This window comes from Paraburkholderia sp., from assembly GCF_035948235.1.
GTDB lineage: Bacteria > Pseudomonadota > Gammaproteobacteria > Burkholderiales > Burkholderiaceae > Paraburkholderia.
On sequence record NZ_DASZJJ010000150.1, the window covers coordinates 16,324 to 31,809 of the forward strand.

15 protein-coding genes and 1 tRNA gene are annotated in these 15,486 nt (G+C 63.3%); 14 read left to right on the forward strand and 2 right to left on the reverse strand.

The window, feature by feature from the left end:
* Positions 1 to 163: 163 nt before the first annotated feature.
* From VG320_RS13400 to VG320_RS13425, 6 genes are all read left to right on the forward strand, one after another.
* Positions 164 to 1,681, forward strand: a complete 1,518-nt coding sequence (locus VG320_RS13400) for an RNA polymerase factor sigma-54 (RefSeq protein ID WP_327200592.1) — start codon at positions 164 to 166, stop codon at positions 1,679 to 1,681.
* A gap of 177 nt (positions 1,682 to 1,858) precedes the next feature.
* Positions 1,859 to 2,215 carry a ribosome hibernation-promoting factor, HPF/YfiA family gene (gene hpf / locus VG320_RS13405; RefSeq protein ID WP_027815676.1) on the forward strand — a complete coding sequence of 119 codons (357 nt, stop codon included), beginning with the start codon at positions 1,859 to 1,861 and terminating at the stop codon, positions 2,213 to 2,215.
* A gap of 428 nt (positions 2,216 to 2,643) precedes the next feature.
* The gene (gene ptsN, locus VG320_RS13410; RefSeq protein ID WP_027815677.1) at positions 2,644 to 3,099 is read left to right on the forward strand and encodes a PTS IIA-like nitrogen regulatory protein PtsN; all 456 of its coding nucleotides are present in this window, start codon (positions 2,644 to 2,646) and stop codon (positions 3,097 to 3,099) included.
* Positions 3,100 to 3,282: 183 nt separating this feature from the next.
* Entirely contained in the window at positions 3,283 to 4,251 is a 969-nt protein-coding gene (gene hprK / locus VG320_RS13415) for an HPr(Ser) kinase/phosphatase (RefSeq protein ID WP_027815678.1), read from the forward strand.
* A 102-nt stretch (positions 4,252 to 4,353) separates the two neighbouring features.
* Positions 4,354 to 5,247, forward strand: coding sequence for an RNase adapter RapZ (gene rapZ, locus VG320_RS13420; protein WP_327200594.1), 894 nt, complete (start codon positions 4,354 to 4,356; stop codon positions 5,245 to 5,247).
* Positions 5,248 to 5,287: 40 nt separating this feature from the next.
* Positions 5,288 to 5,923, forward strand: a complete 636-nt coding sequence (locus VG320_RS13425) for an LON peptidase substrate-binding domain-containing protein (RefSeq protein ID WP_327200595.1) — start codon at positions 5,288 to 5,290, stop codon at positions 5,921 to 5,923.
* Positions 5,924 to 5,944: 21 nt separating this feature from the next.
* On the opposite strand, the gene mutY is transcribed toward VG320_RS13425, so the two are convergent.
* Both mutY and mutM read right to left on the reverse strand, forming a co-directional pair.
* Positions 5,945 to 7,090 (reverse strand): A/G-specific adenine glycosylase, encoded by a 1,146-nt coding sequence (mutY, locus tag VG320_RS13430; protein WP_414696032.1) that lies wholly within the window; start codon positions 7,088 to 7,090, stop codon positions 5,945 to 5,947.
* 15 nt (positions 7,091 to 7,105) lie between these two features.
* Positions 7,106 to 7,936: a bifunctional DNA-formamidopyrimidine glycosylase/DNA-(apurinic or apyrimidinic site) lyase gene (mutM, locus tag VG320_RS13435; RefSeq protein ID WP_327200596.1), complete on the reverse strand. Its 831-nt coding sequence runs from the start codon at positions 7,934 to 7,936 to the stop codon at positions 7,106 to 7,108.
* 152 nt (positions 7,937 to 8,088) lie between these two features.
* On the opposite strand from mutM, the gene VG320_RS13440 reads away from it, so the two are divergent.
* The 8 genes from VG320_RS13440 to hisC all read left to right on the forward strand — a co-directional run bounded on the left by VG320_RS13440 (position 8,089) and on the right by hisC (position 15,469).
* On the forward strand, positions 8,089 to 9,948 hold the full coding sequence (locus VG320_RS13440; protein WP_327200598.1) for a tetratricopeptide repeat protein: 1,860 nt from the start codon (positions 8,089 to 8,091) through the stop codon (positions 9,946 to 9,948).
* Positions 9,949 to 9,958: 10 nt separating this feature from the next.
* Positions 9,959 to 10,618 carry a lipoprotein insertase outer membrane protein LolB gene (gene lolB, locus VG320_RS13445; protein ID WP_327200599.1) on the forward strand — a complete coding sequence of 220 codons (660 nt, stop codon included), beginning with the start codon at positions 9,959 to 9,961 and terminating at the stop codon, positions 10,616 to 10,618.
* Positions 10,619 to 10,714: 96 nt separating this feature from the next.
* A complete protein-coding gene (gene ispE / locus VG320_RS13450; protein ID WP_327200600.1) occupies positions 10,715 to 11,617 on the forward strand; it encodes a 4-(cytidine 5'-diphospho)-2-C-methyl-D-erythritol kinase in 903 nt (300 codons plus the stop codon).
* Between the two features lie 50 nt (positions 11,618 to 11,667).
* Positions 11,668 to 11,744, forward strand: a tRNA-Gln gene (locus VG320_RS13455).
* A 64-nt stretch (positions 11,745 to 11,808) separates the two neighbouring features.
* Entirely contained in the window at positions 11,809 to 12,765 is a 957-nt protein-coding gene (locus VG320_RS13460; protein ID WP_103702403.1) for a ribose-phosphate pyrophosphokinase, read from the forward strand.
* A 177-nt stretch (positions 12,766 to 12,942) separates the two neighbouring features.
* Positions 12,943 to 13,545 carry a 50S ribosomal protein L25/general stress protein Ctc gene (locus VG320_RS13465; protein WP_327200601.1) on the forward strand — a complete coding sequence of 201 codons (603 nt, stop codon included), beginning with the start codon at positions 12,943 to 12,945 and terminating at the stop codon, positions 13,543 to 13,545.
* Positions 13,546 to 13,712: 167 nt separating this feature from the next.
* Positions 13,713 to 14,315: an aminoacyl-tRNA hydrolase gene (pth, locus tag VG320_RS13470; RefSeq protein WP_327200602.1), complete on the forward strand. Its 603-nt coding sequence runs from the start codon at positions 13,713 to 13,715 to the stop codon at positions 14,313 to 14,315.
* A gap of 68 nt (positions 14,316 to 14,383) precedes the next feature.
* A complete protein-coding gene (gene hisC, locus VG320_RS13475; RefSeq protein WP_327200603.1) occupies positions 14,384 to 15,469 on the forward strand; it encodes a histidinol-phosphate transaminase in 1,086 nt (361 codons plus the stop codon).
* Positions 15,470 to 15,486 lie beyond the last annotated feature (17 nt).

Genomic DNA, 15,486 nt, shown 5'->3' on the forward strand with positions numbered 1-15,486 from the left:
CCGCGTCGGCTACGACGCTCGCGCGCTGCTGTTTGCGCAACTGTTTGCGCACCATATTCGCCCCTGCAGCCCCGACGGCACCATCACGGGGCACGCGCGTTTTCGCGAATGTCGCGTGGTATCGCGAGCGTGGCAAACTCTTTACAATGAATCGCACATTGCCATGAAAGCCAGCCTCCAACTCCGCCTCTCGCAGCATCTTGCGCTCACTCCACAACTGCAGCAGTCCATCCGGCTGCTACAGCTGTCGACGCTCGAACTGCAGCAGGAGGTCGCCACGGCGATCTCGCAGAACCCGCTGCTCGAGAACGACGACGACTGGATCGCAAGCCCGCTGCGCGTGGCCTCGGATGGCTCGCTGATCGCCCAGCCGCCGCAATCGTCGGCCCCGGAACCGATGCAGGGCGCAAGCAATGGCTCAAGCTCGTCAAGCAGCGACGGCGACAGCAACGACGGCGAGCCGCGCGGCGTGGATGACTACAACGGCCTCGGCGGCGACGCCAACGGCGACTCCAGCCAATGGAATCTCGACGATTACGGCCGCTCCGGCAGCGCCTCCGACGACGACGACCTGCCGCCGCTGCAGATCCACGAATCCACCACCACGCTGCGCGACCACCTGATGGCGCAGCTGCGCGAAACGAACGCAAGTCTGCGCGATCGTGCGCTCATTACGTTCCTGATCGAATCGCTCGACGAAGACGGCTATCTGAGCACGACGTGCGAAGAAATTCTTGCCGATATCCCCGAAGAACTCGACGTCGACGGTGACGAACTGAATGCGGCACTCGCGTTGCTGCACAGTTTCGACCCGGCGGGCGTAGGCGCGCGTTCGGCCTCCGAATGTCTCAAGCTGCAATTGCTGCGCGTCAATTCGTCGCCTACTCGCACGCTCGCGCTCGAGATCGTGTCGAACCATCTGGAATTGCTCGCGGCACGCGATTTCACGCGCTTGCGCAAGCAACTGAAGACCGGCGACGACGAACTGCGCGACGCGCATACGCTGATCCGCTCGCTCGAACCGTTCCCGGGCGCGGCATACGGCAAGGCCGAAGCCGACTACGTGGTGCCGGACATCATGGTGAAGAAGACGGGTCAGAACTGGTTCGCAGAACTGAATCCCGAAGTGGTGCCCAAGCTGCGCATCAATCATCTGTACGCGAATATTCTGCGCAACAACCGCGGCGACCCGGGCAGCGGCTCGCTGCGTCAGCAGTTGCAGGAAGCGCGCTGGCTCATCAAGAACATCCAGCAGCGCTTCGAAACCATCCTGCGCGTGGCGCAGGCTATCGTCGAGCGTCAGAAGAACTTTTTCGTCCACGGCGAGATCGCCATGCGCCCCTTGGTTTTGCGGGAGATTGCTGATACGCTGGGCCTACACGAATCAACTGTCTCGCGTGTGACAACCGGTAAATACATGCTGACTCCGTTCGGGACACTTGAATTTAAGTACTTCTTCGGATCGCATGTATCGACGGACACGGGAGGCGCAGCATCGTCTACCGCGATCCGCGCGCTCATCAAGCAACTCATAGGAGCCGAGAACACCAAATCCCCACTTTCGGACAGCCGCATAGCCGAACTGCTGGCTGAACAGGGTTTCGTGGTTGCGCGACGCACCGTCGCGAAGTATCGCGAAGCGCTGAGGATTCCAGCGGTCAATTTGCGCAAGTCTCTTTGAGCCTGTTCCGGCCTTTACGGAGCAGGCGTTTTCCGGCCGCAACGCCAGTTGGCGGAAATGGCCGGCCGCGCTAGTCGTTCGTAGCAGGCCTTTCGGGGAGCCGCACGCATCGGCAAGTCAGTCGACCGGCACAGCCGCGCTTCACGCGTCACGCGGCCATCAGCCTGGAGAAGCACTATGAATCTGAAGATCAGTGGACACCATCTCGAAGTAACGCCAGCGTTGCGAGAATATGTGATCACCAAACTGGACAGGGTGCTAAGGCATTTCGATCAGGTCATCGATGGCAATGTGGTCCTCTCGGTCGACAACCACAAGGAAAAGGACAAGAGACAGAAGGTTGAAGTGAACCTTCATCTGAAAGGCAAGGACATCTTCGTTGAGAGCTGCAATGGCGACATGTATGCCGCCATCGATCTCGTGGTCGACAAGCTCGATCGCCAGGTCGTGCGTCACAAGGACCGCGTGCAGGGACATCAGCACGAAGCGCTCAAGCATCAGCCGCAGGTTCAGATCGAACTACCGCCGCAATGATGCGATGAAGATGTTGGTGCAATAGCGTTGCGGAGCCGCAGGCCGGATGAAATCCAGATGCGGCCCCGATTCAAGCTTGATTCGAATGCCTGAGCCAACGCACCAGCGCAGCCGCCCGCAGGGCGGCTTTTTTAATGGAAGCTCTCTACGCGCGTTCGGCATCGAACGGTGCGCTCAGGTGCAACCGCGCAACAATGGTTGCGCCAATGCCTGGCGCATCGCACCATCGGCCAGTACGCTTGATCTATAATGGACTGGTCGCTTTCGGGGTAACACGTCCCCACGGTCCCGGCTCCGCGCAGGTTGTGCCACACAAGGCGCCGGCCGCGCACGTATCGTCAGGTGCGCAAAGGCATGTATGCCTCGCGCATCCTTCGCATCGTTTGCCGGGGTGAGGAGCATTTCAGGCCACGTTTTCGCCTGCCAACATGAATCGTTTAGCCAAAATACTTCCCATCGAGAACGTCGTCGTCGGCCTGTCCGTTACCAGCAAGAAACGCGTCTTCGAACAAGCTGGCCTGATCTTCGAAAACCAGAACGGCATTGCCCGCAGCACGGTTACCGACAATCTGTTCGCGCGCGAGCGCCTCGGCTCCACCGGTCTCGGTGAGGGCGTGGCGATTCCGCACGGCCGCATCAAGGGCCTGAAGCAGCCGCTCGCCGCTTTCGTGCGTCTTGCCGAACCGATCGCCTTCGAAGCGCCGGACGGCCAGCCCGTCTCGCTCCTCATCTTTCTGCTCGTGCCCGAACAGGCCACGCAGCAGCATCTTGAAATTCTGTCCGAGATCGCCCAACTGCTGTCGGATCGCGAAACGCGCGAGCGCCTGCATACGGAAGAGGATCGCGAGACGTTGCATCGCCTGCTCACCCAGTGGCAACCTTGATGTAGTGCGTGCATGCGCATGAGCGCCTCCGCCTGGCTCGATGCCCGGCGAGCGCTGCGTGTACCTGTGCGCGTGCACGGCTCATCGGTGAAAACACGGGACAACCAGGCAAGACCGGTAACCGTTAATACGGTGGAAGTACTGAAGAAGTAGTCAAGCGAGTCACTGCGGAGTCACCGACTCATGGACACGTCCAGCATCAACGCCCAAAGCATCTTCGACGACAACGCCACCACGCTGAAGCTCAGCTGGCTGACGGGGCACGAAGGCTGGGAACGCGGCTTTTCGGCCGAAACGGTCGCTACGGCCACGGCCAGCGCCGACCTCGTCGGCCACTTGAACCTGATTCACCCGAACCGCATTCAGGTGCTCGGCGACGCCGAGGTGCACTACTACCAGCGTCAAACCGACGAAGACCGCTCGCGCCACATGGCCGAACTCATCGCGCTGGAGCCGCCCTTCCTCGTCGTCGCGGACGGCATGACCGCGCCGCCCGAACTGGTCCTGCGCTGCACGCGCTCGTCCACGCCGCTTTTCACCACGCCGATGTCGGCGGCCACGGTCATTGACAGCCTGCGGCTCTACATGTCGCGCATCCTCGCGCCGCGCGCGACGCTGCACGGCGTGTTCCTCGACATCCTCGGCATGGGCGTGCTGCTCACGGGCGATTCGGGTCTGGGCAAGAGCGAACTCGGCCTCGAACTGATCAGCCGCGGCCACGGTCTGGTCGCCGATGATGCGGTGGATTTCGTGCGCCTCGGCCCCGATTTCGTCGAAGGGCGCTGCCCGCCGCTGCTGCAAAATCTGCTGGAAGTACGCGGCCTCGGGCTGCTCGACATCAAGACGATCTTCGGTGAAACGGCTGTGCGCCGGAAGATGAAGCTCAAGCTCATCGTGCAACTGGTGCGCCGCCCCGACGGCGAATTCCAGCGCCTGCCGCTGGAAAGCCAGACCGTCGACGTGCTGGGCCTGCCCATCAGCAAGGTCACCATCCAGGTGGCGGCGGGCCGCAACCTGGCGGTACTGGTCGAAGCCGCCGTGCGCAACACGATCCTGCAACTGCGCGGCATCGACACGCTGCGCGACTTCATGGACCGCCAGCGCCTGGCCATGCAGGACCCCGACAGCCAGTTCCCCGGCAAGCTGATCTAAGCCGATCCAGAGTCGCGGCAATGCGCGGCGCTGCGCCCTCCTGTCATCGCGAGGGCGCAGATCGGATGCTATGATGACCCAATCGGGTTCATCGACTTTCCCATGCGTATCATCCTGATCACCGGCATCTCGGGTTCCGGCAAGTCAGTGGCGCTGAACGCGCTCGAAGACGTCGGCTACTTTTGCGTCGACAATCTGCCGCCGCGTTTTCTGCCACAACTCGCGAAATATCTCTCCGAAGACGGTTACGAGCGTCTCGCGGTTGCGATCGATGCGCGCTCGAGTTCCTCGTTCGAAGACATGCCGGAGATGATCCGCGGTCTCGCGCCCGAACACGACGTGCGCGTGCTGTTCCTCAACGCCAGCACCCAGTCGCTGATCCAGCGCTTCTCGGAAACGCGCCGCCGCCATCCGCTGTCAGGCTCGGCCGCGCACGACGCCAACGTCGGCATGCTCAAGTCGCTGGAAGAGGCGATCGAGCACGAGCGCGAACTGGTCGCCAATCTCGCCGAATTCGGCCATCAGGTCGATACCAGCAATCTGAGTTCCAACGCGCTGCGCCAGTGGGTCAAGGTATTCGTCGAAGGCGAGCGCGGCTCGCTGATGCTCACCTTCGAATCGTTCGGCTTCAAGCGCGGCGTGCCGCTCGACGCGGACCTCGTGTTCGACGTGCGCACACTGCCCAATCCGCATTACGACGCCCGCCTGCGTCCGCTCACCGGCCTGGATCAGCCCGTGATCGACTTTCTCAAGGCGCAGCCGGCCGTGCATGAAATGATCGACGACGTCTATGCGTTCGTGGCCAAGTGGCTGCCGCATTTTCGCGCCGATAACCGCAGCTATCTGACCGTCGCGATTGGCTGCACCGGCGGCCAGCATCGCTCGGTCTTTATCGCCCAGACACTCGCCACGCGCTTTGCGGGCGAGTCGAACGTGATCGTGCGTCATCGCGATGCACCCCTCGACGTTGGAGAATCGTCCCGGCTGATCGCCTAACGTGCCGCGTGCGCGCGGCCTTAACCGAAAGCGTTGCGCCATGTCCTCGACTCCTGCCGTGCTCGCCGATTTGCCGCTCTTTCCGCTGCATACGGTGCTCTTCCCCGGCGGCCTGTTGCCGCTGAAGATCTTCGAAGCGCGTTATCTGGACATGGCGCGCGAATGTCTGCGCGAAAAGACGCCGTTCGGCGTGTGCCTGCTCAAGAGCGGCGGCGAAGTCGCGCAACCCGACGATCCCTCAGTACCCGAAGCCATCGGCTGTCTCGCCGAAATCGATCAATGCGATGTGGAAGCCTTCGGCATGCTGCTGATCCGCGCGCAGGGCACGCGGCGCTTCAGGCTGCTGTCGCATCGCACGCAGCCCGACGGTTTGCTGGTCGGCATGGCCGAGCCGCTGCCCGACGACATTCCGCTAGAAGGCAGCGAGCCGTTGGCGCGATTCGGCGCATGTGCCGAAGTGCTTGAGCGGATCATTGCGACGATCCGCGAGCGCGATGCGGCCAGCGTCCCTTTCGCGGAGCCGTTCCGCTTCGACGATCCCACCTGGGTCTCGAATCGCCTCGCGGAAGTACTGCCGATCGCGATGCGCGCGCGTCAAAAGCTCATGGAGCTGAACGACGCCGGCGCGCGTATCGACATCGTCCATCACTACATGCAGCAGCATCAGTTGCTCTGACGCGGCCGCATTAAACACGCGTCAGATCAGCGACCCGCGCATACCGTCGAGCAGCTTGCGCACGGGCGCCGGCACGCCGTACGCGTCGATCTCGCGCAGCGGCACCCAGACCGTATCGGCCTCCTGCGCCACCAACGCGCCCTTGCGCCCGAGCTCAACCACGCGCGGCTCGATGTCGAGCTTGAAGTGCGTGAAGGTATGCGCCAGCGGTGCAAGCGCCGACACCGTGGACACATCGGCGCCAAAACCTTCGGCGCGCGCCGCGAGTGCCGCTTCATCGGCAGCTTCGGGCAGGCTCCACAGGCCGCCCCAGATGCCCGAAGGCGGGCGCTTTTCCAGCATCACCGCGTCACCGTCCATCAGCACGAGCATCCACGTGCGCCGCGTCGGCACGGCCTTTTTCGGGCGCGAAGCGGGCAACTGGCGCTGACGGTTGGTCGTCTTCGCGACGCAATCGTCGGCGAACGGGCAACGCTCGCAGTCGGGCTTGCCACGCGTGCAGAGCGTCGCGCCCAGGTCCATCAGGCCTTGCGTGTAGGCGCTGACGTCGGCGTCCGTTGCCGATGCGTCCGGCACCAGCGATTCCGCAAGCGTCCACATGCCGTTTTCCACGCGTTTTTCGCCGGGAAAGCCTTCTACGCCGAACACACGCGCAAGCACGCGCTTCACGTTGCCGTCCAAAATCGTCTCGCGCGCGCCAAACGCGAACGACGCAATCGCCGCCGCCGTCGAGCGGCCGATGCCGGGCAGTTCCGCGAGTCCTTCGACCGAGCACGGAAACTGGCCGCCGTGCTGCTCGGTGACCACCTGCGCGCAGCGATACAGATTGCGTGCGCGCGTGTAGTAACCGAGGCCCGCCCACAGTGCCATCACATCATCGACGGGCGCGGTTGCGAGCGCCTCGACAGTCGGAAAGCGTTCGAGAAAACGCGCGTAGTACGGAATCACGGTGGACACCTGCGTCTGCTGCAGCATGATTTCCGATAGCCAGATGCGGTAGGCGTCGCGCGTGTTCTGCCAGGGCAGATCGTGGCGGCCATGCTCGCGCTGCCAGGCGATCAGGCGCGGCGCGAAGCTCGCCAGCAGTTGCACGGAATAGGTGGCTTTGAGCGCGGCCTGGCGCGCGGCGCTCGTGAGCGTGTCGTTGGATGCGGTCGAGAGATACATGAAGAAGCTTGCCCGTCAGCGCTGGCAGCGCGGACAGAAATAGGTGGAACGCTGGCCCTGCACGATCTGTTTGATCGGCGTGCCGCAGACGCGGCAAGGCTGGCCCGCGCGGTCGTAGACAAAATATTCGAGCTGGAAATAGCCGCTCTCGCCGTTGCTGCCGACGAAGTCGCGCAAGGTGCTGCCGCCCTTCTCGATCGCCGAGGCGAGCACCGCGCGCACGGCGTCCGCGAGCAACTCATAGCGCGCCAGCGAAACGCGGCCCGCCGGTGTGGTCGGCCGGATACCCGCGCGAAAAAGACTTTCCGACGCGTAGATATTGCCAACGCCCACCACGATATCGCCCGCGAGCAGCGCCTGCTTGACGGCGACCTTGCGCCCGCGCGTCTCGCGAAACAGCAGCGCGCCGTCGAACGCGGGCGTGAACGGCTCGATCCCCAGACCCGCGAGCAGCGGATGGCCGAGCACGTCGCCGGCTTCACGCGGGTGCCAGAGCACGGCGCCAAAGCGGCGCGGATCGCGATAGCGCAGCGTGAAATCGTCGAACAGCCAGTCAACGTGATCGTGCTTTTCGGCGGCCGGCGGCTTTGGAAAATTACGTAACACCCGCAAGGTCCCAGTCATGCCAAGATGCACGATGAACCAGCCCTCATCGACTTCGAACAGCAGATATTTGCCGCGCCGGCCCACGGAACGAATCGTGCGACCACGTAGCGTACGGGCGAGCGTAGCGGGCACAGGCCAGCGCAGCGACGCATTGCGCACGTCCACGCGCTCGACACGGCGGCCCGCGACCCATGGCTCGATGCCTCTGCGGGTGACTTCGACTTCTGGCAGTTCTGGCATGACTGGCGGCTGCTGAGTTTGAACTGAAACGATTGGGGGACGATCCGGGTACGATGAGTGAACGACCCGGGGCTGGTCTGCAACTTGCGTCATCGTCGTGCGCGTATTGTAGCCAGCGCGTTACAATCGACCGAAACATTCGACGGAATTCCATGGAACTGTCTTTCGTAAAGCTGTTTGCGAAGCGCCTGCCTGGAGCAGCGCCGCGTATGGGCAACACCTCGGCACTGCGTGCGTTCGGACCCCGTCGCCTGCTTGGCGCCGCCGTTCTTGCGGCCTGGGCATTGACCACTTCGAGCGCGTACGCGCAGGATCCGTCCCCCGACACGGACGACACCTCCGTCACGATGCCGGACGCCTTCGGCCCCGCGAGCGCGGACGAGCAGAAGGATCTGCCGAACGTCGCGCTCTCCAGCCAGATCGTCTTCCAGGTGCTCGCCGCCGAAGTCGCGTTGCAACGCGACCAGCCGGCGCCCGCCTATCAGACCTATCTCGCGCTTGCGCGCGATACGCACGATCCGCGCATGGCGCAGCGTGCGACCGAGATCGCCCTCGCCGCGCAAAGCCCGACTGACGCGCTGACCGCCGTACAGCTTTGGCAGCAGTACGCGCCCGATTCGGAGCGCGCGGCCCAGCTCGACGCGTCGCTGCTCGTGCTCGGCGGCAAGCCCGCCGACGCGCAGCCGCTGCTCGCGCGCGAACTGGCCCGCGTGCCCGCCGACAGCCGCGGCCAGGCAATCCTCTCGCTGCAACTCCTGCTCTCGCGCGGCCCGAACCGCTCGGGCGGCCTCGACGTGCTCAAGTCGCTGCTCTCCAACGACATGAACCGCCCCGAGGCGCAGCTCGCAATCGGCCGTCAGCAACTGCTGGCCGACGATGTGCCCGGCGCGCGCAAGTCCTTCGAACAGGCGCTGGCGATCAAGCCCGACTTCCTGCCCGCCGCGCTGATGCTGGCGCAAATGGGCCCGGAAGAGCGCAAGGAAGGCATCGCCGCGATCGAAAAATTCGTGCAGGCCAATCCGAAGTCGCGTGACGGACGTCTCGCGCTTGCGCAGACCTATCTGGCTTCCGATCGTCTGGACGACGCGCAGAAGCAGTTCGAGATCCTGCACAAGAACGATGCGAAAGACCTGATGCCGCTGATGGCGCTCTCGCTCATCGACGTGCAGCAGAAGAAGTACGACGACGCGAAGAAGTATCTGCAGTTGTACGCGCAACAGGCCGAAAAGACGCCGGGCGCGGACGCCGGCCAGGCCTACATCTACCTCGCGCAACTTGCGGTCGAGCAGAAAGACGATGCAGGCGCACAGGCCTGGCTCAGCAAGATCGGCCCGAGTAGCCAGCAGTACGTGCCCGCACAGATCACGCGCGCACAGATGCTCGACCGTCAGGGCAAGATCGACGATGCACGCCGTCAACTGGCCAGCATCCAGAGCGACGACCCGCGCGACCAGGCGCTGATCGCCCGCACGGACGCCGCAATCCTGTTCGACGCGAAGCGCTACCCGGAAGCGGAAGCGCGTCTGGCCAAGGCCACCGCCGATTTCCCCGACGACCCCGACCTCACCTATGACTACTCGATGGCCGCCGAAAAGAACGGCCATTACGAAATCATGGAAGCGCAGCTGCGCAAGCTGATCAAAACGCAACCGGACAATCCGCAGGCCTATAACGCCCTCGGCTATTCGCTTGCAGACCGCAACCAGCGCCTGCCGGAAGCAGACAGGCTGGTCGAAAAGGCCTCGTCGCTCGCACCGGACGACGCGTTCATCATGGACAGCGTGGGCTGGGTCAAGTACCGCATGGGCGACAACGCCGATGCCATCAAGCTGCTGCGCAAGGCCTACAGCCTGCAGCCGAACGCGGAAATCGGCGCGCATCTGGGCGAAGTGCTGTGGAAGAACGGCGACCAGAACGGCGCGCGCGATGCCTGGCGCGAAGCGCGCAAGCTCGAACCCGACAACGACACGCTCCTGAAGACGCTCAAGCGTTTCCAGGTCAACGATCTTTGATCGATATCTGATGGCTGAACTTCACTTGCCGAACCGCTCGCAAAATCGCGCCCAAACGCTGGCCGCTCGCCTTATCCGGCGTCCGGCGCTGGGCGTGGCGGCCGCCGCGCTGCTCGCACTCGCGGGCTGCGCGACGCAGACGCCGCACGAGCCGTCCACCGCGCGCGCCACGACCTCGCTGACCACACAGACGAGTCGCGCGTATCACGGCCGCTTCTCGATCCAGTACAACGACCAGAACGGCCAGCAGCGCAACGCCTACGGCAATTTCGATCTGCGCCAGACCGACTCGGCCGTGACGCTGCAACTGCTCAATCCGCTCGGGCAGACGCTCGCCATCGTGACATCGGCGCCGGGCCAGGCCACGCTCGAACTGCCGAACAAGCCGCCGCTCACCGCCGACAACGTCAATACGCTGATGCAGCAGGCGATGGGCTTCGCACTGCCGGTCGAAGGGCTGCGCTACTGGCTGCAACCGTCGGCGGCGCCGGACTCGCGCGCCAAGACGACGTTCGACCCGCAAAATCCGCAGCGCCTCTCGAAGATCGAGCAGGACGGCTGGGATATCGACTATCTCGCTTACGCGGACGCGCCGGCCACCGGCGTCAAACGCGTGAACCTCACGCGCGAAGATCCGCCGCTGCAGATCAAGCTCGTGCTCGACCAGTAACCCAGCAATCAAGGGATAGCGCCCGGCGCGCGTCGCATTCCGTTCGCGCTCATGCGGCGCCGGCATCGACGAACGCCCCGCCGGGCGCCACGCAACATGACCGAAACTCAAGACTCGCTGCGCGGCTGCCTCGCGCCCGCGAAACTCAATCTCTTCCTCCACATCACGGGCCGCCGGCCCGATGGCTATCACAATCTGCAGACGGTGTTCCAGTTGCTCGACTGGGGCGACACGCTGCATTTCACGCGTCGCCAGGATGGCCGCATCACGCGCACGACCGAAGTCGACGGCGTTCCCGCCGAACACGATCTCACCGTGCGCGCCGCAACGTTGCTCAAGCAACATACCGGCACGCAGGAAGGCGTGGAGATCGATATCGAAAAGCGCCTTCCGATGGGCGCCGGTCTGGGCGGCGGCAGCTCGGACGCGGCGACCACGCTGCTCGCGCTCAACCGCCTGTGGAAGCTCAATCTGAAGCGCGAAGAACTGCAGGCGCTGGCGCTCAAACTGGGCGCGGATGTGCCCTTCTTTGTGTTCGGGAAAAATGCATTTGCCGAGGGTGTTGGCGAAGCGCTGCAAGCAGTAGAATTGCCGGCGCGCCACTTTCTGGTGGTGACGCCGCAGGCTCATGTCCCTACCGCTGAGATTTTTTCAGAAAAGCTGTTGACAAGGGACACACAGCACTGCACAATAGCATTCTTTCTTGCACAGCAAGCAACGCAGCAGGGATGGCCAGATAGTTTCGGTCATAACGATATGCAAGCGGTTGTCGCAGGAAAATACGCGGAAGTAGCGCAGGTGCTGCGATGGTTTGAAGATGTTTCAAACAGTGTCGCGCCGGCGCGGATGACCGGATCGGGTGCAAGCGTTTTCGCAGCATTCACCAGTCGGAACGAAGCAGATGCGGCTCAGGCCAAACTGCTTGCGGAGCAACCGAACTGGCGAAGTGCCGTCACCTCGAGTCTGGATAAGCATCCACTCTTCGCTTTCGCGTCATAGTTTTGCGTGGTTGATCGCTCTGCCGGTCAGTCAGGCACGAAGTTGAGTGTAGGGGAGTCGCCAAGTTGGTTAAGGCACCGGATTTTGATTCCGGCATGCGAGGGTTCGAGTCCTTCCTCCCCTGCCAAAAATTCCAAAGTAGTTCGCCCAAGTAGTTCCTCTCGCCCCCCAAAGTCCGCAGCAGGTGCATGATGAGCAGCCATGACGGCCTGATGGTTTTTACTGGCAACGCCAATCCCGCGCTTGCACAGGAAGTCGTCAAGATCCTCGGTATTCCCCTCGGTAAGGCTATGGTTAGCCGCTTCTCCGACGGTGAAATCCAGGTCGAAATCCAGGAAAACGTGCGCGGTAAGGACGTCTTCGTCCTTCAGTCGACTTGCGCACCGACCAACGACAACCTGATGGAACTGATGATCATGGTCGATGCGCTCAAGCGCGCATCAGCCGGCCGGATCACCGCAGCCATCCCCTATTTCGGCTATGCCCGTCAAGACCGCCGCCCCCGTTCGGCGCGCGTCGCCATCTCGGCGAAGGTCATTGCGAACATGCTGGAAATCGCGGGCGTCGAGCGGATCATTACGATGGATCTGCACGCTGACCAGATCCAGGGCTTCTTCGATATTCCCGTCGACAACATCTACGCTACGCCCGTGCTGCTCGGCGATCTGCGCAAGCAGAACTACGAGAACCTGCTGGTCGTTTCGCCGGACGTTGGCGGCGTGGTGCGCGCCCGTGCGCTCGCCAAGCAACTCGGCTGCGATCTCGCGATCATCGACAAGCGTCGTCCGAAGGCGAACGTCGCCGAAGTGATGAACATCATCGGTGAAGTCGAAGGCCGCACCTGCGTGATCATGGACGACATGGTCGACACCGCCGGCACGCTCTGCAAGGCAGCGCAAGTGCTGAAGGAACGCGGCGCGAAGCAGGTCTTCGCTTACGCCACGCACCCGGTTCTCTCGGGTGGCGCAGGCGAGCGTATTGCCGCTTCCGCTCTGGACGAACTGGTCGTGACCGACACGATCCCGCTGGGTGCAGAAGCCCGCGCGTGCCCGAAGATCCGCTCGCTCACGAGCGCCGGTCTGCTGGCAGAAACGTTCTCGCGTATCCGTCGCGGCGACTCGGTGATGTCGCTGTTCGCGGAAAGCTAAAGAGATTCGCGCACAAGGCGCGGCATTCGCAAGGATGCCGCGCCTTGTGTGTAATCAGCGCAGGCGGACGAAGGTCTGCGCTGTATCGTCGGGGGCCTTCTGGCAAATAAATTGCCGTAAGGACCCCGTTTTATTTACTGCCTGGTCGCGGGCAGTGCATTGAAAAAAGAGAACACCATGAAAGTCATCGCTTTCGAGCGTAACCTGCAAGGTACGGGTGCGAGCCGCCGCCTGCGCATCGCTGGCAAGACCCCTGGCATCGTTTACGGTGTCGGCGCTGAGCCGCAACTGATCGAAGTCGATCACAACGCGCTGTGGCACGCCCTGAAGAAAGAAGCCTTCCACTCGTCGATCCTCGAGCTCGAAGTGGCAGGCAAGTCGCAACAGGTTCTGCTGCGCGACGTGCAATACCACCCGTTCCGTCAGCTCGTGCTGCACGTGGACTTCCAACGTGTCGACGCGAAGAAGAAGCTGCACACCAAGGTGCCGCTGCACTTCATGAACCAGGAAACCAACCCGGCAGTGAAGCAGTCGGGCGCGGTGATCTCGCACGTCATCAACGAAATCGAAATCGAGTGCCTGCCGTCGGCACTGCCTGAGTTCCTCGAAGTCGACCTCGCGAAGATCGAAGCCGGCCAATCGCTGCACGCCAAGGACATCACCCTGCCCGCAGGCGTGACGCTGGTTCAGCACGTTGAAGCCGAAAACCCGGTCGTCGCTTCGGCACCGGTTCCGGCTGGCGCGCAAGCCGCTGCTGAAGGCGAAGCTGCAGCCGAGTAAGCTGCCGGCAACAGCCGATCCTCTCGATCCGTTTGAATAAAACGGAACGACGTGACCCGCCGCGGTTCTGCCCGGCGGGTTTTTTTTCGCACGCTTTTCGAGTCTTTCGCCGACTCTTCCGTACACTTGCGGATTGGTTAGCGATTAATGCAGGCGGAACACCACACATGATCAGGTTGATCGTCGGGCTCGGCAATCCGGGCGCCGAATACACGGCGACGCGCCACAACGCGGGCTTCTGGCTCGTGGACCAGCTCGCGCGCGAAGCCGGCACCACTCTGCGCGACGAGCGCCGCTTCCACGGCCACTACGCGAAGGCGCGCCTCTACGGCGAGGAAGTCCATCTGCTCGAACCGCAGACGTACATGAACCGCTCGGGCCAATCAGTTGTCGCGCTCGCGAACTTCTTCAAGATCCTGCCCGACGAGATTCTCGTTGCGCATGACGAACTCGATCTGTCGCCCGGCACCGTCAAGCTCAAGCTCGGCGGCGGCAGCGGCGGCCACAACGGCCTGAAAGACATTTCCGCGCATCTGTCGACGCAGAATTACTGGCGTTTGCGCATCGGCATCGGCCATCCGCGCGACCTGATTCCCGAAGGCGCACGCGCCGGCGCCAAGCCGGACGTGGCGAACTTCGTGCTCAAGCCGCCGCGCCGCGAAGAGCAGGACGTGATCGACGCGTCGATCGAGCGCGCGCTCGCCATCATGCCCACCTTCGTGAAGGGCGAAACCGAACGCGCCGTGATGCTGCTGCATCGCAACGGCTGATTTCCGCGCGCGGCACGGCCAGCCAGGCGGCCGCGCGCCGCAGGTGATATCGAAGCAAGGAGAGCGTCTTGAGTCGTTTCTGGAGTGACATCGTCCACCGTCTCGTGCCCTATGTGCCCGGCGAACAGCCGGCGCTCGCGCATCCGGTGAAACTGAACACCAACGAGAACCCTTACCCGCCCTCGCCGCGCGTACTCGACGCGATCCGTGCGGAACTGGCGGGAGCCGACGGCTCCGGCGAATCGCTGCGCCGCTACCCCGATCCACTCGCCAAGGCCCTGCGCGCCACGGTGGCCGCGCATCACGGCCTGCGCCCGGATCAGGTGTTCGTGGGCAACGGTTCCGACGAAGTACTCGCGCACGCCTTCCAGGCGCTGCTCAAGCACGACAAGCCGATTCTCTTCCCCGATATCAGCTACAGCTTCTATCCGACCTACGCGCGTCTGTACGAAGTCGAGTTCAACACGGTGCCGCTCGACGAGCGCTTCGAGATCCGCGTGGACGACTACCTCGCGCAGAACACTCCGAACGGCGGCGTGATCTTCCCGAACCCGAACGCCCCCACCGGCCACGTGCTGCCGCTTGCGGAAGTCGAGCGCCTGATCGCGGGCAATCCGGATTCGGTCGTGATCGTCGACGAAGCGTATGTGGATTTCGGCGCGCAGTCGGCCATTGCGCTGATCGACCGCTATCCGAACCTGCTGGTCGTGCATACGACCTCGAAGTCGCGCTCGCTCGCGGGCATGCGCGTGGGCTTCGCATTCGGCCACGCCGATCTGATCCAGGCGCTCAACCGCGTGAAGGACAGCTTCAACTCGTATCCGCTCGACCGTCTCGCGCAGGCTGCGGCCGCCGCCGCGTACCTCGATGTCGACTATTTCGAAGCGACCTGCGCGCGCGTGATCGCCAGCCGCACGCGCCTGACGGCGGCACTTGAAGCGCTGGGCTTCGAAGTCGTGCCTTCGGCGGCCAACTTCGTGTTCGCGAAGCATCCGGCGTACGACGCGGCGGACATTTCCGCGAAGCTGCGCGCACAGGAAATCTTCGTGCGCCACTTCAACGCGCCGCGCATCAACCAGCATCTGCGCATCTCGATCGGCACCGACGCGGAATGCGACACGCTCGTCACCGCGCTCAAGGCGATCGTCGGCTGACGGTGAGCTTGATTCGC